Consider the following 22317-nt stretch of genomic DNA (forward strand, 5'->3'; position numbering starts at 1 on the left):
CCGGAGTTACACCCCCGGCCGCGGCACAATGTAATGCGACTGCACTCCTTCTAAACCGCCTAGAGGTGGGCAACATCGAAGCTATGGACGTCGCCTTTGTCCGCCGCGATGAATGCTAGTCGCCGGCGGGAGGCGCCGGGCGCTGTCAGTTTCGAGCGCCATCCACACTGGCGAGGATCCGAGCGGGGTCTTTCGAAAACGTGCGTTATGTCGACGTCGCCTATCGTTGCGTGTTTCGCTCAATGAACATCGCCATGGGCACCCACGACAAATGGAGCTTCGAGCCCGACATAGGCAGCAGGCGGTTAACTGCGTCCTCCTGCATTCCGGCAATACGCATTGCCGATTGCAGCCACTCTAAGGAATGGGGTACTCCCCCTTCCGGATGATCCGCTGAGTGGTAATCCTGCGTCGGTGAAACCGCGGTGCCAAATGCGCTTCGAGGTGCGGCTTCGCGCCTTCCAACTTCAACGCCCTTAGGTAATTGAACGCGCCGCGCATCACCGATGCGAAACTCGATGAGGCATTTCGTTGAAGCTCAAAATTTCCTGCCACCCGGCCGGGAACGGAAGCGGGGTCGAACGGACTTCTGCGTTCAGGGCCTGGAGCGCTGGCGAAGTGTCCATGTATCGGCCGGTTCGAGGCGGCTTTCAGCCCCATCCAGCGGTGCTTGCTGCCAGTTAGGATTATCGCTCCCGCGACCTCGCGGCAAAATGATTCACCCGGCGGCGTGCGACGCTATTCTTCGCGCTTTCGCTTCTGAACATTGCATCGAGGGTGACACCCCATTGGCTCGTCAATGATACTGGCAAAGCGAATGGCCCACCCCATGGCACCCGCCGATGGAAGAAAATTCACGCCTTTGGTCATGAGAAAGTCGACGAGATACCGACGCGTTTCGGGTCCGACGGTTTCCTTGCCCACATCAAGCGTACTCGCATCGTTGGCAGTTAAAAACCGAAGCGAAATCATTTTCTCATTGTTGACAAAACGCGTTGGATGAATAACAAGGCGCTCACTGTGTGAGCATAATGCTCATGATTCGCGAAAGGATTTGCCGGTGAAGCTGCTTAGGTTTGGAGAGCCGGAAAGAAACTCCTCAATGCGGGCGATCTGCGCGCGCATCAACTCATCTGCAAATCTCACGGCGGACTTAGGCAGAATACTAGTGGATCGTACCCTTCCCATTCTTAATCCGGAGGAGGTCCCCTTGGTGGAGGAATGGAACATCGAGTCCTACATGGCGCCGATGCTAACCGGCTACTTCCGGTATCAGAAGAAAATTGATCCGCGCGGAGCGGAGTGGCTGAGTTTCACTGCGCCGTTGGAGTTGCTGTCTGTCGAGGGAGGTGTCGCTAGGTCCATGGAGCGTTGGTACAGGCTTGGCAAACCCTCGCCGTTCGCACAGGACATGGTCCGAATCTGGGGCGAGTCCGATGGCAAGTAGGGCGATTGCCGCAGCCAACGTCCATAGCTGGAACGTGAACCCGCGTGTTTTTGCAAATATCCGTCGATCAGCAGCTCTATTCCTGGGATATGCCGCGCTGCGGGCTACCTTGCGAACGCAGTACCTTCTTGTGCACGGATTTCCCTCGGTCGTTGTTGTCGTCACCGGTGGCGTCAAAGTCAGCGAAGCACACCGAAAGGCTGCAGAGTTGCTGTTGATGGGGTCGCTTGAATCCTGGACCCGTAGGGCTCCGGAGCAAAGGGCGCTTGTGCATGTATTGGAGGTGCCGCGGGGAAAGAGGCCCAAGGAGTCTAATCCGATTCTAGAGGAGCACGGCAAATATGATTTCATCATCGTGCTTGCCCGCAGCCGCTCTGAAATCCCCTCGGACCTCGCAATATTTGCAGAAGCGATTGTTGATCTGGCCCGTCCGACGGTGGAGCACATACACGCCGCGCGTCGACTGCTTGGCCGGAGGCCTTTCAGCGAGGAAACTGCGAAGATCGTAGCTGCGTTGGATTTTTCTCTGCTGGTTCCAGTCGTTAGCAAGCACGATCTCTCAGCGGCCGAAGCGGGGCGACTTACGGCTGCCGTTGTGGGCGTCTCCGCGGACAGCCCATCTCTTGAAGATCTTCCTGGTTACGGCCAAGCAAGGGTTTGGGCTCGCGGATTCATCGCTGATCTCGCCCGCGTTAAAAGCGGAGCTTTGGATTGGGCGGAGATGGGCCGAGGCGTCCTCTTGCATGGTCCTCCCGGCACCGGAAAGACTCTCTTCGCTCGTGCATTTGCGCGATCAGCCGGTCTGCCTCTGATCGCGGCGTCTGTATCGCGATGGCAATCGTTTGGACACCTGGGAGATCTCCTCGGTGCCATGAGAGAATCCTTCGAGGAGGCAAGGGCGAAGCAGCCATCAATCCTATTCCTGGACGAATTGGATTCCGTCGGCGATCGGGCGAAGTTCAGCGGCAATTATGTCGACTACTCGCGCCAAGTCGTCAATTTCTTGCTCGAGTGTATCGATGGCGCGCAAGGCCGAGACCAAGTAGTGGTCATCGCGGCAACGAACTATGCGGATGTCATCGACCCCGCCCTTTTGCGCAGCGGTCGCATCGAACGGCACATTAAAATCGAGCTGCCAGACGCAGAGGAGCGTTTCGAGATCCTTCGCTACCATCTAGGAATCAAGGATCCGGAACATGCACTCAGGATGATCGCCGTTGATCTTGAGGGATGGAATGGCGCGGACCTGGACATGCTGGCACGGGAGGCGAAACAGCGCGGTCGCTCTTTTCAGCGCACCGTTCAGATCGACGACGTCATCGAATCGTTGCCGCCTTTGCAGGAGCTGTCAGATGCCGAGGCCCGCCGTGTCGCAGTGCATGAGGCCGGCCACGTCGTTGCCGCTTGCGTCCTTTCGCCGGGGAGCCGGGTCAGCGTCTCTGTGCGGAAGAAGTTCCGCTGGTTTGATTCAAAGGAAATAGCGCCCGGCATGACCCGATATAAGTTCTCCAGCGAAGACCGCTTGCTACAGACACGAGAGGTTTTCGAAGATCTCATTTGCAGGGCCCTGGCAGGCGCCGCCGCGGAGGAGCACGTGCTAGGATCGAGATCGACCGGTTTCAGCGGATCGATGGGGAGCGACCTTGAGACTGCGACTGTGATCGCCACGCGCATGCTATGCTCGTACGGACTAGGCGGAAGCCTGCCGTTCTTGATCGAGACACACAACGTGAATTCAACCTACGCCTCAAAGCTACCGAACGATCTGCGCGGAGAGGTCGGCCGAATCCTTGATCAGCAATATTCACGAGCGAAAATGATTGTCGCCGAGCACGTGATCACTCTCGAGGAGATTGCTGCGGAGCTTTTGGAAAGAGGCACGCTTAGCGTAGATGAGGTCGCCGCGATAGTTTCCAAGAGCGCTGGTGCGTCGGTGGATTCTGAAAGGTTGGCTATTCGGCTGTAGCCTCCACTCTGGAGCCGCGGCGACGGGTCAACGCAACAGCCGGTCCGCGGGTCGCGTTGCCTTCCACGAACACGACGCCGGCGCCTTCCAATGCGGAGCGAACCTTCTCGATTGCCTCGGCGAGCACGTTGCCTTCGCATTTCTCGATCCGGACAACAATCTGCCGGCTGACGCCTGCGGCAACCGCGAGCTCCTCCTGGCTAAGGTCCAGCAGCGCCCGTGCAGCACGCAGTGCGCTCATTATGTCCGATGTCGAATCCATGGATTCGAGCAGGCTTCATTTGAATAGCGTTGTCAACAATTAGCGAAAGGATTCAGCGAGGGGTATGGCAGCCATGTATCGGTCAAAAGTGCGAACGAATCCTTCAGGTGCTGGAGGGAGGCCGTTTCTTCAGGGCTTCACGGCGCCGGCCTTCCCTGACGACGATCCGGGATCGAACTGTGCCATCGTTCGGGACTGATCCGGTATCGCCAGTGCCCTCGGGCGTTGGTTCGTCGGAGCTCACGGACTGAGTGTCGCGGTGTTTGTCGCTCAGGCCCTTCCTGTGGTCTTGTTCGTCCATTTCAACCTCGATTTCCGGGTGCGGGCCCTGTGGGAGCATATCTGCTTTCGAGGGCTCTCGCCACGTAAGGCCGCTGATTGGCCCATGTTTTCTCCACTTTCAACGGCGGAGGATAGCCCGCTCGCCCCGAACTTCGGGGCCGAATAACAACAACTATGTGAATTGAAATGATAGACAATTTTTCTCCGAAAACTTTCCTGCGCAAGATCGACACATTCTGCAAAATGCGTTTGTCCACATTCCTGGCAGCCGAAGAATTCGATCGGTTACGGGGCTATATGAGAATGCTGGTCCAGACCTGCACGCTTCCACCGCGCATCAACGGGAAGACCGATTGGTCGTTGATTTCCGATAATTGCCGGGTTGAGGTTGGGCTCCTTGCAGCCAACGAGCGGCTCATCGACCCCGGCTTGGACGCGATTACTCGCTGGATCAGGGGCATCGCCTTGCCCGGCAAAGTGCCGACAAAACCAGCTCATACGTTGAATGGAAAGACTGCAGCGCAGGGAAAACCTCGCCAAGCGGCCCAATCTCGGGCGACGCTAACGGACACAGTATCGGGAGGCCCAACGACTCAACCTTCTTCTGGAGGGCCGGCTCCGGCAACCCGAGCATTCGTGGAGTTTCCAACGCCGTTGTTCGATCAATGGATCGATCCCGCCGATTTTGCAGAAGCGCTTCAACTACACCTGCGTCGGCACGACGAGACATATTGGAAGCTTCATCGCGCGATTGTCGGCTCACAGGAATCGATGGCCAAGGGTACTCTTTTGAGCTGGATAGAAGGCCGCCGGGTGCCCCGAAGCCTTGACAGCTTCGAGGTCCTTGGTCGCATTGAGCGGCGTTATCGGTTACCAGAAGGATATTTTAAGGCAAAACTGCCGCATCCATCACGCTCGGCATCAGGATTTAATCTCTCCGGCATGGATCCCGCGGAGCAACGTCGTATGGCATGGCATCTGCCGGAGGATTTCAACTCGCTGTCGTTTCAGAAACGCGAGGAAATTGTAGAGTGGGTTCGTCGTGTAGTCATCAGCGGATCGACAGACTATCGGCAATTTCAGGCGGCTGCAGTAAAGCAGCGTTACGCAATCCGCTTTCCGGGCGTTTCGTATGGAGGACTGGCGCCGAGGAATGGGAAGATTGTTGTACCGGTCGACAATGAGCAAGACTGGATCGAGGATCCCGATCTTCTGTCTGGCGTGATCGATGCGCCGCCGGCACTTGCTATGGAGATGGCGGATCTCTTGCGTTTCAAGACGTCGGCCCTGACATCTATCGGGTTTCAGCGCAACGGTGTCTGGGGAGAGGATACTGCTTCTCAGAAGGTCGAACACTTGGGGCTCATGTTCGGCGCACTGGCCGCTTCGAAAGAAGGCGAGGTGCGCGGACACGGCGTGCCCATTCGCCAACTGACCTTCGGCTTGCTCCTGTTTCCCGGTATCTGGGACTGGTATCTGCAATGGCGGGAAAGCCGGCGCGGGTTCTATACCACCTGGGAAGTGGATATGTTGCGCATTGCATTGGCTATCACCAAGCAGGATACGGGTTGGCTTCGGCAGCATCCAGAACTTCTGCAGCGTGTCCAGCCGATCCGCGGTCTCGTATCGCAAAATGAAATCGACTATGCGCGGGACGACTGGCACGGCGCATGCGACGATTTTCATAAACATGCGTCACACCGGGTGAAGGAGATCCAGCGCATCGCGCGCGTCCACCGTGACCCATTCGAGCCAATCATGCCGGTCTTGGAGGCGCCGAGCCCGGTCGGTGAATATCGTAAGATTACCGAGGAAATCCTTCGTCTGATGCCCGACGAGGAACGCTATCCGCGTCCAGCCGCCGAAGCGGTGCGTTCTTTTTTGATGCTGCGGCTCGGGCTGCATCTCGGTCTTAGGCAGAAGAACCTGCGGCAACTTATGCTCTGCCCGCGTGGCCAGATGCCGCGACCGGAACGCATCCTTGAAAAAATGAAACGTGGCGAGATTCGCTGGAATGATCGCGAGGGTGGTTGGGAGGTCCTGATTCCTGCGGTCGCTTTCAAGAACGCTGATTCTTCCTTCTTCGGCGATAAGCCCTTCCGGTTAGTTCTTCCTGATTTGCTAGACCTCTACAAATACATTGATGCGTATGTCGAAAACCATCGAGCGGTGTTGTTGCGGACGGCATCGGATCCGGGCACGTTCTTTGTCAAAACGGTGAAGACCACGAGCACGGAAGCTGCTTATGATATTACGAGCTTCTATGTGGCCTAGCGGCTGATTATTCAGCGGTACGGCATATATAACCCCTACACGGGGCGAGGCGCGATCAAAGGGTTACTACCTCATGGCCCCCACAATGTCCGCGATGTGCTGGCAACTCACATTCTCAAGCAGACGGGTTCCTACGAGCAGGCCAGTTACGCCATCCAGGATACTGCGGACATGGTCGCGAAGCATTACGGCCGCTTCCTGCCACAGGATAAGGCAGCTCTAGCGGCACGCATCCTCAATCAAGTATGGGAGGCGGCGTAGCGGCGCCAGAGTCGGGGGCATCAGGGAGTACTCCTCATGCCTCCGGCTGACATGTGACCAATTATCCTCAATATAGTTGCCGAGGTGATTGCTCTCGCCGGCTGTCCGATGGAGAGCGGGATGCTGTGATGTGAAGCCGTTCGTTTCTGCTAAGTTCGTCTTGGACCTCGAGGCAACCATTGCAGGACTCAACAGCCTGATGGCAAGGATCGGGAGCTTCACAACTGGAGCGTCGGGCGATGCAATCTTTTTGTTGCGATACCTCTTCGCCTCAAGGCCGTGGAGACAGAGCTCCGCTACAGGGTACTGGCAAAAGATCTTTCCAGCCAAGCTCTGACATCCGCAACCGTGCCGCATCCAGATCGGACTAGCAGTTCGTCGATATCCGAAGCCGATATAACCAGTATCGGATGCTGGTCGTCTTTGATTTCTTTATAAGCTTGCTGATCAACGTATCCGGTAGTAACCAGGACGCCGAATTGGCGGTGCCTCAATCTCGAAATCAAACGGGACATCTCGCGTACACCTACGGCATGATCTACAGCGTAACATTTGGCTTCGATTGCAAAATCAACAAAAATCGCGCTCGCGCCCCAACCAAGCCTAAGCTGGCCTATAGCGTCGCGTCCTCCATCTCGCGACCGCCTAGTAACATCGAGTGCAGTCACATCCGGTAGCATCATCCTAACCAGCTCGGCGGCGCATGACTCGAAACCATGAGGATCTTTGGCAAAGTACTGATGAATGGCCTGAACAAAATCGCGGCCACGTTCGCTTGATGGGATTTGTTCTTGACGCCGACGATACTGAATCGTCCTGGGCGCAAGCAGAGGCGTAATCCGACCGCTTTCAACCCATGTAGTCCAGGCCGTAGGAGCCTGTTTTGGGTCTGGATCACCTGCGATAATGCTTGCGAGCCACTTTCTAGACACCGCCTCGGCGCGCAGAATGGTGAAGCGAGCACGGTAATTTTGGAACCGAGAATTGTCTCGCGTCCGCCAGATAGCGACAAGGTCTTCCATTCCAGACTGCCCCATCGTGCCGGGCACAGCAAGTCCTAAGAATATCACATCTCTCCGAGTACCCGCCGACGAGAATACAAGGATTGGGGGAACTCTTCTTCGCCCATTCTTTCCCGCCTCTGAATCCGCGAATACGCGCTGGAGAATGGAGTTTCCGAACCTTGGGGTGTCATGCAACTCACGCCCCGGTGTCTTGTTATCGCCGTAATAAGTATAAATTCCGGTCTCGCGGTCCAGCGCGTCGGGCCAATCTGGATCCCTTTTATTGGAGGTGAGAACTACCAGTTCAAGTTGGTCGAGCCGTCCTCGATATCTAAATCCGCCGCCTGTACTCACGCCCACAAGGCAGGGCAGCGGGTCGTCACCCGCACCGCCGCGTCTGCCACCTTCGTAGGTCGCATCAACTATCAGATCGGCAGAAGCGATCTCATCGACACCGAACGTTCGCATGCTTTATGTCCGATCATGCGGCGAGCTCGAGGCGCCGACCATTCTTAGCTCGGCTTGTCACGGCCTCGACCACAAGCGATTCCACGACAGCCTGCATAACCGGCGGACATACACCGTTTCCCAGCAGCTTGACACGGTCGCGCCTAGATCCGCGCTTCAACACGGCGTCGTCTGGGTAGCCCATTGCCCTCCTTAGCTCCGACACCTGAAGCATTCGGAATGTCGCAACTCCATCAACCCATCGAACGAGGCCAAACCGATCAACGGTCGTCAATGTGCGTAGCGGTCGATCAAGCGGCTGCCATCCACCCGCACGATCAGAGCCATAATATACGACAAGGAAATCCTGCTGCGTCCCCAGCGCTTCCATCCCTCTTGCCACGCGCGCCATTGTGTTTTCAGCTAACCTGCCTCCAAACAGTTCCTTGGCCTTCCACTCGGACGCGCTATCCAGAATTTCTACGGCTTTTGCAACCGATCCCGTCCCAATGACCTTTGCGGGCTTCTGGAGCCTGTCTCCCATAATGAAAAGCCGCTTCCGTGTTTGTGGCACACCAAAATCGGCTGAGTCGAGCATCTGGGTGCGGAGCTGATAATGGAGAGACAGTTCCTCCATAAGTTCTTGGTACCCATCCCACCGTTTCATTCCTGAAACATTCTCCAGCACGACCCATCGGGGTTCCAGTTCGCGAACGAATGGCATGACGAACCAGCCGGAGCGCCGGCTATTTTCATCTCTGGGCTTCGCTCCCCTGGCAATGGAATGATGTGTACATTCGGGAGACGCAATGAGGAGATCAATTTCGCCAATGGCGTCGAACATTTTTGAATTACTGGTATCGTCTAAGATACCATTGACGACCTGTGCTCGGGGGAAGTTGTCACCGTATGTTTGGGCTGCGGTCTGCCAACCATCCACAGCCCCAACCATCTCAATGCCCGCCGCGCGGGCGCCGAAACTGCTGCCGCCGGCGCCACAGAACAAGTCTATGCCTCTGTATTTCCTCAAAAATCACCCGTTTCTGTCTGGTCGGGAGCTACTGTTGTAGTGATGTTGCCAGGCTTCGGGTCGTACGGCAACCCCTGCGCGATCCTTTTCTTGATACGCATCTTGCATCTTGACGGGCTGTGCTTGACTTGATGCTCCCAGATTCGCAGAACTTGCCAGCCGGCCACGCGAAGCTGACGCCGGTTCTGAACATCGCGGCGAATATTCCCTGCAATCTTCTGCTCCCATCTCTCCGACAGTTTCAAACGCCATTCCTGGAAACGCCACCCATGCCAGAAATCCCCGTCTACGAGGATGCAAAGGGAAAATTGGGCTAGAACGAAATCGGGCCGTCCGGGAAGAGACCGCACATGGGATTCAAATGTAAGACCGAGGTCTCGGAGCATCGCCTCAACTGCACGCTCCGGACCCGTATCACTACCGCGAATCCTACTCATGACACGGCTTCGCGTTTCAGGACTCATGATGTCTCCGCGATGGCGACGCCCGGTCGTTTCGATCACTATATGGAACTCCATGGACAGCACACAAACTGCCTGACGCATGGCAGGTGATTGCTTTCCTTGTGGGGTGTTTCAAACACTGGTTGAACTCTCATGCGGAAAAGATAGGCTGCATCTCCAGGAGAAAACAGATGGTCAAGGAAGAAATAAGGGAGCGCATTGAGGTCCGTATAAGCCAGGGTGACTTCCTGGCGAACATGCTCCACGTTGCTCGACACCAATCTGATGACACCCAATCGGCTTTCGTCGAAAAGCTGTCGGGGATAGCAAACACCGTCAGAGCTCTTCTTGAAAATAACGACCTATTACGCAGCATCGGATACGATCCGAATACCTATTGGCCGACCCGTCGTGGAAAAGCTTATTCATTCGTGGACGGGGGCGTCGCCAGTATCGATCTGCCATCGGCAGCGCCAATCGGCATTCGTGTCGGATCCTACACAGTGAGACCTGGCGATGAATCCGAGGATCGGGAGCGCTTCAATATCGAGCTCTCCCTGGTCGACGACCTTTTCAGCCAATCGGCGTTCCTTTTTGACGACGACTTTCTCGACCTAGCAAAGCTACGCGACGTCGCAAGAATGGTCAGCGAAGTCTCGGCGGGCTACCGGCTTGCAAAGCAGCGCGGCAGCCAGCAAGTCGATGCGGTAATTCTTCACGGGCCGTTGATCAATCCCGTCGCCCCGTATGGCCTTGAGGGTTTTCCTCCGTTCGGGCTGGAGGCTTGCCGGACACTTCTTGACGATATCACGTGGGATGGGGATGAACGTGATCGTCAGTTTGTTTCTATCTACCTGAATCTTCTCGAGCGGCTCAGAGCGACGGGTACGCCCGTGGTCGGTGCCGTCGAGCGCTCGATTGGACGTGACCCTGTTTTCTTGCGACGTCTCCTTGCCCGACTGCATCGCGAAAATGTCTTGAAGGAGCGAGACGCAAAGGATCTCGAGTTTGAGATTCGATCCTACGGTCTGAATGATTCATCTCTTCTGGACGTTGTCCTGCGCGAGGGCGAGTACGTCACTCCTACGGCGGTGATGCGCCAAGGACCCGATAGTAAGTGGCCAGAGGAGTGGAAATGGAAAATCCGCGATTATCCGGAGGCTTTGACAACATACTTAAAGCCATCCGAGAGCGTAATGCCCTTCCGAATTGAGGGATTTGAGGATGCTGAAGGATTTGATGAGATTGTCGAGTTGATTCTCAACACTAGCCGGCTCCTGCCGTCATATGGCTTTCCGGTCGGCCTCGATATCGCCGACCGCTTTGCGAAGGTGCCTTCTTGGCTCAGCAAGGGGGTGAAAGGCCAGCATCAAGTAGTCTTGTTGCGAAAAGCTATCGAAAGTGGCGATCCGAGGACAATTGCTTTTGCAAAACGTGTACTTGCCGCCAAGGGCCGTGACTGGCTGTTCCGTCCGACCGTGTGATGAGGATAAATTGATGAACACCCCCCAAAAATCCACCGGGACATTCGAGTGGCCCCGCATTGGTACCGTCGTCGGAGATGCCTCAACCGGCCGTTACACATTCATTCTTCGAAGCATGCAAGCTAAACTGGGCGATATCGTAGCCACGAGGGTCGAGGTGCCGGTCTCTGGGGCTGGCGGTAAGGAGACCGCGACCGTGTGGGGGCGCATAACTTCGATCGATCGCTTCAATCCTTTCTTTCCGGCAGAGGCAGCCCAGGAACTCGCCAACGAGAATATTCGATTTCTCGACACGGTGCTCTCCGGGAGCAGAGATCACCTGGAAGCAGATGTCCTTATTCTGGGAACCACATTTGGCGACGATCCTGGCGCTGCACAACTGTCACCACTGACGTACCCCGTCAAACCGTCTGCCGAAGTACTCTATCCTTCCGCGGATGCCATACGAAAGCTGCTGACGGGTGATGACGACAAGACAGACCCACCGCCCCCCAAATTACTGGTTGGAAGCCTGATTGCCCGGAACGATGTCGACGTGAGCCTCTCTGCTCGTGACATCGTCTCTCGTCATCTGGCCATTTTGGCAATGACCGGCGGCGGAAAGACGGTCGCAGCGCGACGCATCATTCGAGGGCTCATCGAGCTCGCCTATCCGTTGGTGATCTTCGATCCGCACGGCGATTACCTGGGTTTTTATGAGAAACGTGATAGGTTTCCGAACACGAAGATCCGGGTACTTTACCCCGTCATCCGGGTTCGTCAGGATAACATCGTCATCATCTCTGATCTCATCGATAAAATGGGAAAGCGGCTGACCGATGCGCAGCAGCAGTTCTATCTATACCTACTGAACAATACCAAGTTGGTCGACGGCGAGACGGCAGCATCTTTCCTTAAGAAGATGATTCATCATGCCGAATCGGTGTCATCCAAGAAACGTGGAAAGAACAAGGACGATCACGACCTAGCCGAAGAGCTTTCTGACACGCGAAGCGGCACGATCAACGTTGTTAAGCGCTCTCTGGAGTTTGTCTTTTCCAACCTCGGCCAGATGGAATCGAACAATTCACGCCTGAGAGATCAGCCAAGGTTCAAGAACTACAACTTCGAGGAGATGCCCGATCCCTCTGACGCGCCAGACGAGATTGTCGCGCCTGGAACTGTCTCGATCTTCTATCTTGCTGGATACGACCATCTGAACCAGTCTGCGATCGTCAGCATGGTACTGGAAGCGCTGTTTGCCCACCGCTCGACCTTGTCCGGGATCATTCCCCCCTTCCAGGCGGTTATCGAAGAGGCCCATAATTTTATTCCCAGCCGTCAGGAGGGTACGGACGAGACTCCCTCCTTGCCGACGATACGCAAAGTCATAACTGAGGGTAGAAAGTTCGGCACCGGTCTAATATTGATTTCACAACGGCCCTCTCGACTGGACGAGACCACCCTTGCTCAGTGCAACAGTTTCCTCGTGCTCCGTTTGGTTAACCCACGGGACAAAAGCTTCGTAAGGTCTGTTATGGAGAATCTATCCGAGGCAGACGCCAACATTCTGCAAGCCTTCGGACGGGGTCAGGGTATCGTATCTGGCCAAGCAGTCCGATTTCCTCTGCTCGTGCAGGTCAAATTCGATGCCGATCTAGTCAGCGATGCCATCGGCGACGAGGACTTTATCGAGGAAGCTCGAAAATGGAAGCCGAACGCGCTACGAATGGCGAACACCGAGGTGGTAAAACAAGCTTTGAGACCCACAAGCGCTTCGGTGTCCGAGGGTGATGGCGCCGGCAAGGCCGCCCGTAAGCAGACTCGCACGAAGCCTGGAAGGCGCGGAGTCATCAAGCCTGAGTACTAAGGAAACTACGCGGCCAAAATCCCTGCAATCCGCGCGCCGTGAAGGACTCGGACGCCTCGAACAGCCTGTTTTAGGGAAGGCTGCTTAACCCACCCATTCATGGCATAGCCGCTCAAGGTATGAACGACTTTGCGGTCAAAATCGTCAACCTCCTTTGAGGCTGTGGCCCAAGCCATCACCTTCGCCCAGGTGTGCGCGTCGAGTTCGACACATTCATTTATCATGGCTTGTTGGACTTCAGACTCGGCAGGAGCGAATGGCTGCGCGGCCGGCGCCGTTCCCGCTCGGAATTCGATTGGCAATTCGTCCGGAATCGGAAGGTTAAGTCCGCTCAATTCGGTCCAGCAGTCCTCCTTCTTACACCACTCGGTAACATTCCTGCTGCCCGCGGCGGTGACAATTTCGGAATGGACAATAGGAGCCCAAACGGCGAGCATGGCCTCCATTTCAGATGATACTCGTTGCTCATCCCATAGAACGCTCAGGTCAAGCTCATGGCCGTGCTGGGCCGCCATAATTGCGATCATATACGTTACGACGTTGGCGCCGTAGGAGGGAAGACGAGCTCGTCTGACAACTGCTTGCGCGGCTTTATACAGAAGCGCCTTAGCAATGGTTTCGCGGAAGAAGTTTTTGTCGAGTTCTTCTTCCTCTCCGAGCTTTTCACGGACGCCGAACATGAACGCTGCATAGTTCTTCTGGGCACCACGGCTGACAATCTCGGGATGACCCCACCAAGTCATCAGGTATTTCGCGATGTCAGTCTTTCCGAAGTGCTGACTCTTTGGAAAAGTCTTATCAAAGTCACGTCTTCGAGCTGGCGTCGATCCATGCCTATTCCGAGCCATCTGGTAGGATCCGCGAGCTCGTTCGTAAAACCAGCGACTTTCCTCGCCTGGAGGCCAGACTGATTCTGACAGCGCTTCAAACTGCTGATGAAAGCGATCACTTGCTGACAGGTCAGCTACCTGAATGGGATTTTGTGTGTTCGCGAATCGCGCGATCAGTGGAACGAACTCGTCAAGCTTCTCGGGCGGAACCAAGGTCAATTTCATGGAAACTGCGATTTCGTCCAAGGGGAGCTTGTCGATTTTGAAAGCGCGATGAATCGAAGCCGTCGTCTGGGCACCATTTACAATCTGGAGGCCTCTCAGACTGTTGATCACGGTTTCTCCATGCCATGTCGAGACTGTGATCTCGTCGGCAGTTGCCGTGAGGCCATTGTTGTAGGCAAGAAAGCGACTTGGCTCCTCCTTGATGGTTTTCTGTATGCCCCGATTGACAGCTCCCTTGGCTTGCAGGAACGATCGCACGTTGAACTCGAAAAGCTTGGCGCCGTAGGAATCAAACAATTCAAATAAGGCCCGGCCCGGAAGAATGACCATGAAGGTTTCATAGTCGACCGGTCTAGGTTTCATTTCAAGGCATGCCAAGGGTCGCCCCAAAAGCTTGGTGAAATCAACTTCAATCCTGTCGCGGGTAATGTCTTCACCCGAGGCCCTATAAAGGCGCTCGAGATCCCAGACCTCGGTGGTAACAGGGCGCCCAAAAACCGTAATCTCGTCGACGGCTCGATCTCGTACTCTTGCATCGGTGAGAACATGAACCCGCACTTCCTGGATACGCTCCAGTTCCGATCGGATCGTCTCCGCGGCCTCAAGCACCGGCTGATTACTGCCGAAGCGCGTGTGATCGCCCTTCGCCGCGTATTCGAAGAATCGGGCAGCCCACCCGGAAAGGCGTGCTATGTCCTTGCGAGCGAGAACCGGATCTACGCTGGAGCCTTGGCTGGTGAACAGTTCAAGTCTCGACGAATCTTCTGGAAGAGAGTAGCCGATGACACGGCAAGGGCGATGGCCCGGCTGATCCTGATGTGGGCAGAGGTCGTGCTCGCTCACCGCGCCAGACTCCTCGAGGTAACCGAGAACAACTTCGGTTAGCGCGACCTCGTTCTTCAGAGGCATGTCTTCAGAAAGCTCCAAAAGCCTTTCTTCAGCATCGCTTCGAAGAGATTCGCGAAATTCACTCAGTAGTTGCTCTTCAAGCACTCGCCTGCCTTCTATTTAAAATGAGAAATTTATCGTCAGCAATCAGTTGCAATCGCCAAAATTGCAGTTACCAAGGAGGAAAGCAACTGTGTTTCTTGGTCGTGCCAGGGCGCCAAACGCCGTAGAATTGCAACTCACGTCTGGCGGCAATGTCGCGTGACAGGAATATTGTTTTCGCTCACTGTGCGCGTGCTCTACCTCTCGACGAAAAGCCACCGCCCTAGTAGTCGGCATTGTCCCCAGCTTCAGCGCGGTCCCCGGCACCCACATAGTCGTCGTCGTCGTAGTCCTCAATGTCGACATCGAAACCGTCCAAGAAATCTTCACGCACTCGCCTAAAGCGGTCATTGTCGTTGCGAAGTGATTGGATCGTTGTCGCCATGGATGTGAAACCTCTTTCAACGTTGAGGAAGCTGACCCTCCGAGAGAAGAGTAACGCGAAGTATGGATCCTGCAGCAAAAAGGCCGAATTAACGCTAGGTACGAGCCGCTGAAGTGTGGTCTCATAAGCATAAAGCCACATCGGACTTCTTAGTCCATCCGCATCGTGCGACGTGTTCCACGCGTTAAAGTCGATATGTCCGGACACAAGCCCTCGTGAATGCGCAACCGCAACCAGCAGGGCGACCATCGCGTTTTGCACTTCGGTCAATTGCGCCAAACCATTTCGTGAAATCCTCACTTGTAGGCGGATGGCTAGAAAGAGGAGCCAGATTATCTCACCGGTCCGGTTGGCACGAGCCAGCGCTGGAATCCTATGGTCAAGGAAATCCTTCAGGTTCAGGAGATCAACGTCGCCGTGTTCGACTTGGCGAAGGATACAGATCTCAACAAGAAGCGAGACAAGCGTTGAGTTTCGTCGGTAGGCATTGATGAGCAAGCTCTGCACGTTTTTCCAGCCACTCGATTGGATAAAGGCCGTCCGCGCGTTAGAGAATGCGAACTTCTCAACATTGATTTCGGGGTGCGCCTCGCAGATACGGCCAATCTCATAGAAGAAGCGTTGCATACTTCGCAAATCAGATTTCATCCTGGGTACACACGCCCTGATGACCTCCTTCCAGCCACTGTCGTGACGAACGGCCGTAGATACTACGGCAGATTTCTCCCTATTGAGCTCCAGCTCGAAATGCGCTGCTGTCTGACGGAGGGCAGCGAGAATGCTCTCGCCAGACTGACCGTCGACGGTACTGATCGTGTAGTCGTCGATGTACCTGGATGCGTCGCCTCCGGAAAGTCCCAGTCGTCCTCTCAACTGCTCATCCATCGCGGATCCGACGATTTCCGCAAGGAAGCGCGAGGTGTCAGGCCCAACAGGCAAGCCGATAGTCTGCCCGTCCTGAAGATTTCGGGACAGTAGGTCGAGCAAATTCCCGAAGTGCGCGTTGCCTCGGTTCGCTCTATTCTTAGCCCAAGTCTTCCCATAAATCGCCCACGGTATTGAATGGGTATAGATCGAATGAAAGAATGCACGGATATCGGCAACAACGTACTCCTCTCGCCTTGATGAAAGGTCGATACGGAATTCATCTCGCAGGTCTACACTCGGCCGCATTAGTGCGCGCGGTCCGCTCCAATCGAAGATCGGTGGCGAGGCGGATAGGCCGGATCGCTTGGCAGCGCGTCGAAGTGGCACGTAGTTATCGGCAACGGCCTTCGCCAAAAGAAGGTAGGAAAGCGGGTTCGGAACTCCGTGACGTCGATCATCCTTGCCGAAGCGAGGGAAATAAAACCAGCTAGGCTCGGTAATGTATCGATGGAAATCCGGACGCTGGTTTACCAACGGCAAAGCCGAGATTCCGTCGAACACCGCTTTGCGATAGCGAGCCAAATCCTCCGATACAAAGCATGGTGGAAGTTCGGGCGCAAAGAAGCCATGCGACAACAATCTCCGCAGCCTGTCCGACTTAGTCTTGGCACTCATTGTTTTGGATGGCGCTTTCTTTTGGTTTTCAATCAACGCAAGATAAGCGATAGGCAAGCGTAGGCCGCCTGAGCTGTAGCCTCAACGAGGTTGTCATTCTGCGGGTAGCTTCCTGCCGTGTGCGCGATCCGGTTTCTAACCTTTGTGACGTCACGAATGCAGTTGTGCTTCACCGTGTAATTCACGAGTGGCGGAGCGTGGTCAGCTAGCGCACTTAGATAGCCGCCCATATTGCGCTTCTTTGCCTCGACAACGATACCGTTGCTGTCCACGACTTCGCGAAGAGATGTTTCCAAAGATCTAGCGAGATGTAAGACGGCGAGGAGTCGACGGCGGTTGAGGGGTTGTAGATTAGCGATTTTGGAAATTTCACGTAGTTCTTCTATGACCGCTGCCTTCGCCGCAGGATCGGCAAATGCGGTAGTGGAATTCACCAGCAGTATTATCGTGCTCAGCCGCTTCTGCAGGTTCTTCATTGTCTTGGCTCTCCGGCGTGTCCAAAGCGCTCCGAGAAATGCGATAGGGTTTCTTCTATCACTTCGGAATTCGAGCCAAACAATACTGCGGTGCCCGTGAGGGCGGCCGCGTAAACTTCCTTGCTACGCAGGTTCAAAAGTTTCTCCCCCGCTGACGCTACCGCCGAATGGCGATAGGTGGTTTTTTCCTGCGGCACGCCTTCCACCAGATCGAAAGATTCAAGAACATTCCCGCTCAGGGTGGAGTTGACCTGTCTGACAAGATTGTTTTTCGATTCTGCCGTCAACAGGGATGTTTCTATCCCCTGAACAACCACCCGATTCCGGGGGTCGTAATGGAGATCTTTCAATGAAAGGCGGCGATTAACGCGAGCTTCACGGAAGGGCTTGCTGGAGTATCGGCGTTCAGTACTTCGCCGATTGAGGAAAAAGGCGAATCTGGTCACCTCCATCGCAGCGTCGAAGCGTTTCTGGCCCGCAGCGAAGGCCTCACGCTCCATGGGTCTGGTTTGTCCGAAATCATGACTTCGCAGAAATAAGCGCAGTGCTTGGTCCCCGCGGTTTGTCGCCAGGGCGAATTGGTCTGCGATGGCGGAAAATCTCGCCTCTTGGCCTCGAGAAAGAACCAGTAGGGTACGCGCCGATCGTGGTAGCGCTAGCCTCGAGGAGATAAGTCTCGTCGCAAGATGTGCCGGATTGCGTTCTTCCAGACTGTGCGGCTCGAATACCGCGCACAGGCTGTCCTTTATCCCGACAAGGGCGTCCGGGCCGCGCAGTAGAAGAGGATGATCTGGACGTAGGACAAGCTCATCTCGTCCAACTAGATTTGTAAGGAAATCGACTGGCATAACAGGGCCCGAGGCGAGGTTTCAATGGCTGCCAGTCCCCTTCTAAGGTCGAATCAGCCGGCGACATCATGGATATGCTTATATTGACCGAATTGAAGCGATCCGCAACCATCCCGGTTATTATAATCCTCGAATGCGCTTAAAGGTTAAAAACTCAGACTCGCTGGCCGTGCGGCTCCATTGAGATATCCTCGTCCTGCCCTGCGAGTAGTCGCCGGTTGAGATGCAACGCGTTGAGGGAAGACCACATGTCCTAAACGTAGTCGCGAAAGAGATAGAAGCGCTGTTCATGGTGCTTGCTCTCGTATGTTTCCGGGTTGCTACGGACAGCCTTGGACGGCAGGGGTTTGCCGAAAAATGGTGTGCGACATTGCGTTTACTTACAACATGGGCAGTGCGGTCCGGCTTCCCATCTCAGTAACCGAACGCCTTATGAATAGATCGATCAAACCGCTTGTGAGTGGGTGTCCACGCCTCTCCTGCAGCCGGGTGCAGGCCAACTTGACGAAACGTCCATTTAGTATATTATTCTTACATGATTCGATTTTAACAAAATAATAGAAGGATTCGAGCTTATTTTTGGAATTAAATGCCAAGGATTCGCGCGTGGTAGGTTTTGAATTAAGCGCAATAAACTAGCCATCGAATCCTTCAGCTAAAGGATTGGATGAGGCTGGTCGAAGGATTGGCTGGCTTTGAACGGGTAGATACTCCCCGAAGCCAGAGATCTCCAACTGTTAATAACATCCGGGAGGCACCATGTTCGACGAACGCGACGATCGTGATTTCGATATCGGCCACGCCACGGTCCTAGTCGAGAGTGCCGGCCTAACGTCAAATATTTCGAACCTCGTTCCGTTTCTGGGTCTTGAACGCGCGCGGACTATAAAGACTGCGCTGGAAGCAGCGGTCGTGGGTGATTCTACGCCCACAGCTTACAAGCGGATCGCTATATTCCGCCGTTTTATGTTCGTGGCTGGCACTCAAGAAAGCGTCGAACCTGCTTGGGCGGACTTGATGGCTGAGTTTCGGAAATGTCCAAGTTCGCCGCCTCCTCAGCGAGTTGTGGAAGCGGCAGCTCAGGCAGCGTTCCGGCGGCTCTCAGACAGTACCGACTTTTGTTTCTGCGGGACAGATAACTGCAGGACTCGTCAAAACTACTGGCTTGAGTTGCAAGGCGTGCTCAAAAAGCTGGCGTCGATCCACTATCTGCCCAATGTTTCTCTATACGGAAAGATCCAGTATGAGACAGGCAGAACACCGGTACTCGCGGATCTCGCTTATGAGGAGGGCCGGCTCGGACCATTTGATTCCTGGGAGGATCAGGAACTCAAATACCTTGAAATGAACAGGACGATGATGAAGACGCTTCGAGCAGCGCTGGTGTCGCAGTTCGAAGACGAGCATCAACAGTTTGCCAGGGGGAACGCCCTCAAGGGTGCGCTTTCCCTCACAGTCGAGGAGATCGACGAGGAACTGCAACTAAGAGGCGAATTCTACGGCGCCAGGTTGGGTTCGACGGGGAGCGAAAGGCGGCTTGCCATCGCATTGAAGCTGTTCCATGCGATGGTCTATGACGACTTCAAGCCTTCCGCCAACTGTTATCGCCTAGACCATTTTTTTTCGAGTGTCGGCGGAAAAAGCGCACTGCGACCCTACCTCGGTGCAACGCCGCGCGCGCTCGTGGCAGCCTTTCATATCATCTTGATTGATACAGGTTGGAATCCGCAGGTCTGCGGAGACTTATCCGATGAACCGTTCACGGGTGGGATTAAACGCGGCCACAGAACGCTGCGTTCAGTAGCGTCAAAAAAAATAAGGGCAGGTGATAAGCTAATCGAGGCGCCGATCCCCGATTTTGACGCTGAAGAAAGCGAAAACGATGCTGCCCAGACAACCATGTCTCTGCAAGCCAAGCTGCCTAATGGTGAGCTTTCGTCGGTACAACTCATCGAAATGTGGCTGACAATGACCAAGCCGCTGAGAGACAGGGCAGAAAGGATCGGAGATCCATCCAGTAAGGCCCTTTGGATCTGGCGAAGCCGTGAAGGTTCTTATGCGATTAATCGCCTACACGAAATCGCAACGATATGGTGGTCTGGATTCCTTAATGAACATAAGAATGATGAAGTTTTTGGCGGGCTCTCGATTACTCGCCGAATGCTGAGAAAGACTTATGGACACATCCATTCAGCATCGGGAAGCTTTTTTACCAATCTGTCGATGGCGCTCCTCGATCATGACACTGAACGGACAAACAGACTTTATCTCTCAGAAACGACCATCCGCGTCAGATACGACACGCTGATACGGAAGTTCATGGATCTGTGGGAAGCCGTCGTCATCAACGGAATAGAGGACGCCGCTCAAAAACTGGGTCTCGATACGAAGGTCCTCGAGCTCAGGTACAATCTCGGGTTAGCCAGTGGTTTTGGTTTTGCAAATGTAAAACCAAGCAAGGCGACAGTATCCAACGCCAATTCCTCGCCTCCATGGACACTCGGAAAGAACGCGAGGATTTTCGTTCCTCGGCCAGAGAGTTTGATCGAACTTCATCTTGCAAGACTCGCGATGAAAAAAGGCGAAGAAGCAATAGCTTCGGTCAATCCGGATCGATGGACAAGGATGTGGCTACCCTGGAAGGCTATCACCGACGCTGTTCATCAGAAACTCTTATCGTCGATGCATAGCGTTAGGTACAGAAAGGCAATAGCAGAGGCAGAGCGTCGCCTCGCAAATTCTGAAGCATCTCTTCCGGCAGTGTGGTGATATGGTTAGATTCCTTTCGAACCGCTCTGACGTCTTTGATCCTATCGGGCTTCTCGCACCCCGGCCGTGGTTTGGTGGCGAGTCGTTCCATCAGAATAGATGGCCGATCGTTTGGGTTAATGGAAAGGGCAGTAGACTGCCCGACAAGCCGGTCGAAATTTCCTTCGAAGAAGCGATCACACCATGGCCAAATCTAACTCGGCTCTCTGATCCAGGCAACGAACACGACCTTCTAACCTCGAAACTTCTCATTTACCTCGCGATGGAGCCCGCACCCGTGGGATGGCTGAAAGCCCCATCATCCGTCCCTGGGGTCCATCGAAGGTACTTAAATCTTGTACGTTACCGCCATGTGGTGAATGCCCCAGGGAACGCGAACCTTTCGACATCACACTATAGAGACTTCGAGGCCCGCCTGCTCAAGGGTGGCGTTGGCGCGTTGCTAGACACCCAGGCCCGCGCGCGAAGGCTTGTCGAAGGGTACGACGGTGCTGAGATAGAGGTGGAATTTGGCGATCGCGGGTACTTCTTTGGCAGACATATTGAGACGTTGCTTGGCCTATCGTTCAATCAGCTAAATCCCAGTGCATTTGCAATTCTAAAAGAGTTTTGTGATCGCCGCGGCTTTGCGTTCCAGAGGCTCGAGCGAAAGCTCGTGAAGGACAGTGAGAGGATAAATCGCAAGACCACTGGAGACGCGTACAGAAAGGTATGGACAGCATTGTGGGATTTCCGCGAAATCCTTTCTCATGATGCCATTCCTTTCAGAGCAGAGCCATTAGGAGGAGGTTGGGCCGGCGAGGAACGGCGAACGCCCGATTCTCCTCCCTATCAAACATCTTTCCTTGTGAATGCGGCTCTGCGGCTCCTCCTTGACGACGTCGCACTTCAAATACTCGAGCTTGCGCAACTACAAGGCTTTGCTAGTGGAAAGGAACAGCAACACGAGCAGGCCTTCGTTCACATTAGTCGCCGGCTGGTGCAGCTCGGGTTTGATGGGATTGCGGTTGCCTACCGACATACTCGTTGGACGGATGGCGAAGGCAATTCGCTTAGAACAACGCTCTTTGTCATCATCGTCGTCGCATGTGTGATCGTGCTGGCGAATTTCACAGCTCGCCGGGATTCTGAACTCGCGTCGCTACGGCCTGATTGTCTAAGCTTCGACGCCTTTGGCGCCGCTTGGTTAGAATGCTTCATTACAAAGAACAAAAACGAGTCGGTAAAGCTTCCAGCTACAGCAACCATTCAAAAGGCAGTTGAACTCCTCAACAAGATTGGGAGCGCTGTTGGTGTTGATTTCCGGTAGGAACTGACCCGGTATTTCCACCGAGATTTGACCCGCCTTTTATGTATGTTTCGGTTCTGTTGGTGTGGTCAAGTTCTTGTTCTTCTCCTTTTTGTTTTTGGGTGCTTGTGCTGAGCTATTTTTGAAGCGGAAGCTATCGTTTCCGGTTTCAAGGATGTGGCAATGATGGGTGAGCCGGTCGAGTAGCGCGGTGG

15 protein-coding genes and 1 pseudogene are annotated in these 22317 nt (G+C 54.7%); 7 read left to right on the forward strand and 9 right to left on the reverse strand.

The window, feature by feature from the left end:
- The first annotated feature begins 1060 nt into the window (after positions 1–1060).
- Together A6U86_RS35780 and A6U86_RS27400 are read left to right on the forward strand one after the other, a co-directional pair.
- Positions 1061–1447, forward strand: a complete 387-nt coding sequence (locus A6U86_RS35780) for a hypothetical protein (protein WP_206744090.1) — start codon at positions 1061–1063, stop codon at positions 1445–1447.
- Positions 1437–3413 carry an AAA family ATPase gene (locus tag A6U86_RS27400; RefSeq protein ID WP_068397827.1) on the forward strand — a complete coding sequence of 659 codons (1977 nt, stop codon included), beginning with the start codon at positions 1437–1439 and terminating at the stop codon, positions 3411–3413. Before A6U86_RS35780 ends, A6U86_RS27400 begins: the two co-directional genes overlap by 11 nt.
- Here the strand turns inward: A6U86_RS27400 and A6U86_RS27405 are convergent.
- Positions 3400–3654: a helix-turn-helix transcriptional regulator gene (locus A6U86_RS27405; protein WP_068397973.1), complete on the reverse strand. Its 255-nt coding sequence runs from the start codon at positions 3652–3654 to the stop codon at positions 3400–3402. The two genes, A6U86_RS27400 and A6U86_RS27405, sit on opposite strands and share 14 nt — an antisense overlap.
- A 489-nt stretch (positions 3655–4143) precedes the next feature.
- Here A6U86_RS27405 and A6U86_RS35700 point away from each other — a divergent pair.
- Positions 4144–6492 (forward strand): annotated as a pseudogene (locus A6U86_RS35700) (hypothetical protein).
- Positions 6493–6788: 296 nt separating this feature from the next.
- On the opposite strand, the gene A6U86_RS27415 reads toward A6U86_RS35700, so the two are convergent.
- Genes A6U86_RS27415 through A6U86_RS27425 form a run of 3 tightly spaced genes read right to left on the reverse strand, consistent with a single transcriptional unit; the run spans position 6789 to position 9518 of the window.
- Entirely contained in the window at positions 6789–7964 is a 1176-nt protein-coding gene (locus A6U86_RS27415; RefSeq protein ID WP_068397830.1) for a restriction endonuclease, read from the reverse strand.
- Between the two features lie 13 nt (positions 7965–7977).
- Positions 7978–8973, reverse strand: a complete 996-nt coding sequence (locus A6U86_RS27420; protein ID WP_068397833.1) for a DNA cytosine methyltransferase — start codon at positions 8971–8973, stop codon at positions 7978–7980.
- Positions 8970–9518, reverse strand: coding sequence for a very short patch repair endonuclease (locus tag A6U86_RS27425; protein ID WP_198929095.1), 549 nt, complete (start codon positions 9516–9518; stop codon positions 8970–8972). The genes A6U86_RS27420 and A6U86_RS27425 overlap by 4 nt, the downstream gene beginning before the upstream one ends.
- 89 nt (positions 9519–9607) lie before the next feature.
- Between A6U86_RS27425 and A6U86_RS27430 the strand changes: the two genes are divergently transcribed.
- Together A6U86_RS27430 and A6U86_RS27435 are read left to right on the forward strand one after the other, a co-directional pair.
- Positions 9608–10900: a DNA double-strand break repair nuclease NurA gene (locus tag A6U86_RS27430; RefSeq protein ID WP_141683822.1), complete on the forward strand. Its 1293-nt coding sequence runs from the start codon at positions 9608–9610 to the stop codon at positions 10898–10900.
- 13 nt (positions 10901–10913) lie between these two features.
- Entirely contained in the window at positions 10914–12749 is a 1836-nt protein-coding gene (locus A6U86_RS27435; protein WP_068397842.1) for an ATP-binding protein, read from the forward strand.
- A 5-nt stretch (positions 12750–12754) separates the two neighbouring features.
- On the opposite strand, the gene A6U86_RS27440 is transcribed toward A6U86_RS27435, so the two are convergent.
- From A6U86_RS27440 to A6U86_RS27455, 4 genes are all read right to left on the reverse strand, one after another.
- Entirely contained in the window at positions 12755–14797 is a 2043-nt protein-coding gene (locus tag A6U86_RS27440) for an AIPR family protein (protein WP_068397845.1), read from the reverse strand.
- A gap of 220 nt (positions 14798–15017) precedes the next feature.
- Positions 15018–16778 carry an RNA-directed DNA polymerase gene (locus tag A6U86_RS27445; RefSeq protein WP_198929096.1) on the reverse strand — a complete coding sequence of 587 codons (1761 nt, stop codon included), beginning with the start codon at positions 16776–16778 and terminating at the stop codon, positions 15018–15020.
- On the reverse strand, positions 16754–17197 hold the full coding sequence (locus A6U86_RS27450; RefSeq protein WP_068397852.1) for a hypothetical protein: 444 nt from the start codon (positions 17195–17197) through the stop codon (positions 16754–16756). Before A6U86_RS27450 ends, A6U86_RS27445 begins: the two co-directional genes overlap by 25 nt.
- A complete protein-coding gene (locus A6U86_RS27455) occupies positions 17194–17697 on the reverse strand; it encodes a hypothetical protein (protein ID WP_068397855.1) in 504 nt (167 codons plus the stop codon). The genes A6U86_RS27450 and A6U86_RS27455 overlap by 4 nt, the downstream gene beginning before the upstream one ends.
- Before the next feature lie 1107 nt (positions 17698–18804).
- Here A6U86_RS27455 and A6U86_RS27460 point away from each other — a divergent pair.
- Together A6U86_RS27460 and A6U86_RS27465 are read left to right on the forward strand one after the other, a co-directional pair.
- A complete protein-coding gene (locus tag A6U86_RS27460) occupies positions 18805–20814 on the forward strand; it encodes a hypothetical protein (protein WP_068397857.1) in 2010 nt (669 codons plus the stop codon).
- Between the two features lies 1 nt (position 20815).
- On the forward strand, positions 20816–22123 hold the full coding sequence (locus A6U86_RS27465) for a hypothetical protein (RefSeq protein WP_068397860.1): 1308 nt from the start codon (positions 20816–20818) through the stop codon (positions 22121–22123).
- Positions 22124–22162: 39 nt separating this feature from the next.
- Here the strand turns inward: A6U86_RS27465 and A6U86_RS34960 are convergent.
- Positions 22163–22317: ATP-binding protein (locus A6U86_RS34960; RefSeq protein ID WP_244510111.1), on the reverse strand; the 155-nt coding region annotated here is incomplete at its 5' end.

Source organism: Rhizobium sp. AC27/96, assembly GCF_001692325.1.
In the GTDB taxonomy this organism is placed as follows: Bacteria; Pseudomonadota; Alphaproteobacteria; order Rhizobiales; family Rhizobiaceae; genus Rhizobium.

What these genes read in the sequence shown, in the direction of transcription:
- A6U86_RS27425 (WP_198929095.1), bottom strand. Translation starts at nt 9,518, where the DNA reads ATGCGTCAGGCAGTTTGTGTGCTGTCCATGGAGTTCCATATAGTGATC.
- A6U86_RS27450 (WP_068397852.1), bottom strand. Translation starts at nt 17,197, where the DNA reads ATGAAGAACCTGCAGAAGCGGCTGAGCACGATAATACTGCTGGTGAAT.
- A6U86_RS27460 (WP_068397857.1), top strand. Translation starts at nt 18,805, where the DNA reads ATGTTCGACGAACGCGACGATCGTGATTTCGATATCGGCCACGCCACG.
- A6U86_RS27455 (WP_068397855.1), bottom strand. Translation starts at nt 17,697, where the DNA reads ATGGAGCGTGAGGCCTTCGCTGCGGGCCAGAAACGCTTCGACGCTGCG.
- A6U86_RS27400 (WP_068397827.1), top strand. Translation starts at nt 1,437, where the DNA reads ATGGCAAGTAGGGCGATTGCCGCAGCCAACGTCCATAGCTGGAACGTG.
- A6U86_RS27415 (WP_068397830.1), bottom strand. Translation starts at nt 7,964, where the DNA reads ATGCGAACGTTCGGTGTCGATGAGATCGCTTCTGCCGATCTGATAGTT.
- A6U86_RS27405 (WP_068397973.1), bottom strand. Translation starts at nt 3,654, where the DNA reads ATGAGCGCACTGCGTGCTGCACGGGCGCTGCTGGACCTTAGCCAGGAG.
- A6U86_RS27435 (WP_068397842.1), top strand. Translation starts at nt 10,914, where the DNA reads ATGAACACCCCCCAAAAATCCACCGGGACATTCGAGTGGCCCCGCATT.
- A6U86_RS27430 (WP_141683822.1), top strand. Translation starts at nt 9,608, where the DNA reads ATGGTCAAGGAAGAAATAAGGGAGCGCATTGAGGTCCGTATAAGCCAG.
- A6U86_RS27465 (WP_068397860.1), top strand. Translation starts at nt 20,816, where the DNA reads ATGGTTAGATTCCTTTCGAACCGCTCTGACGTCTTTGATCCTATCGGG.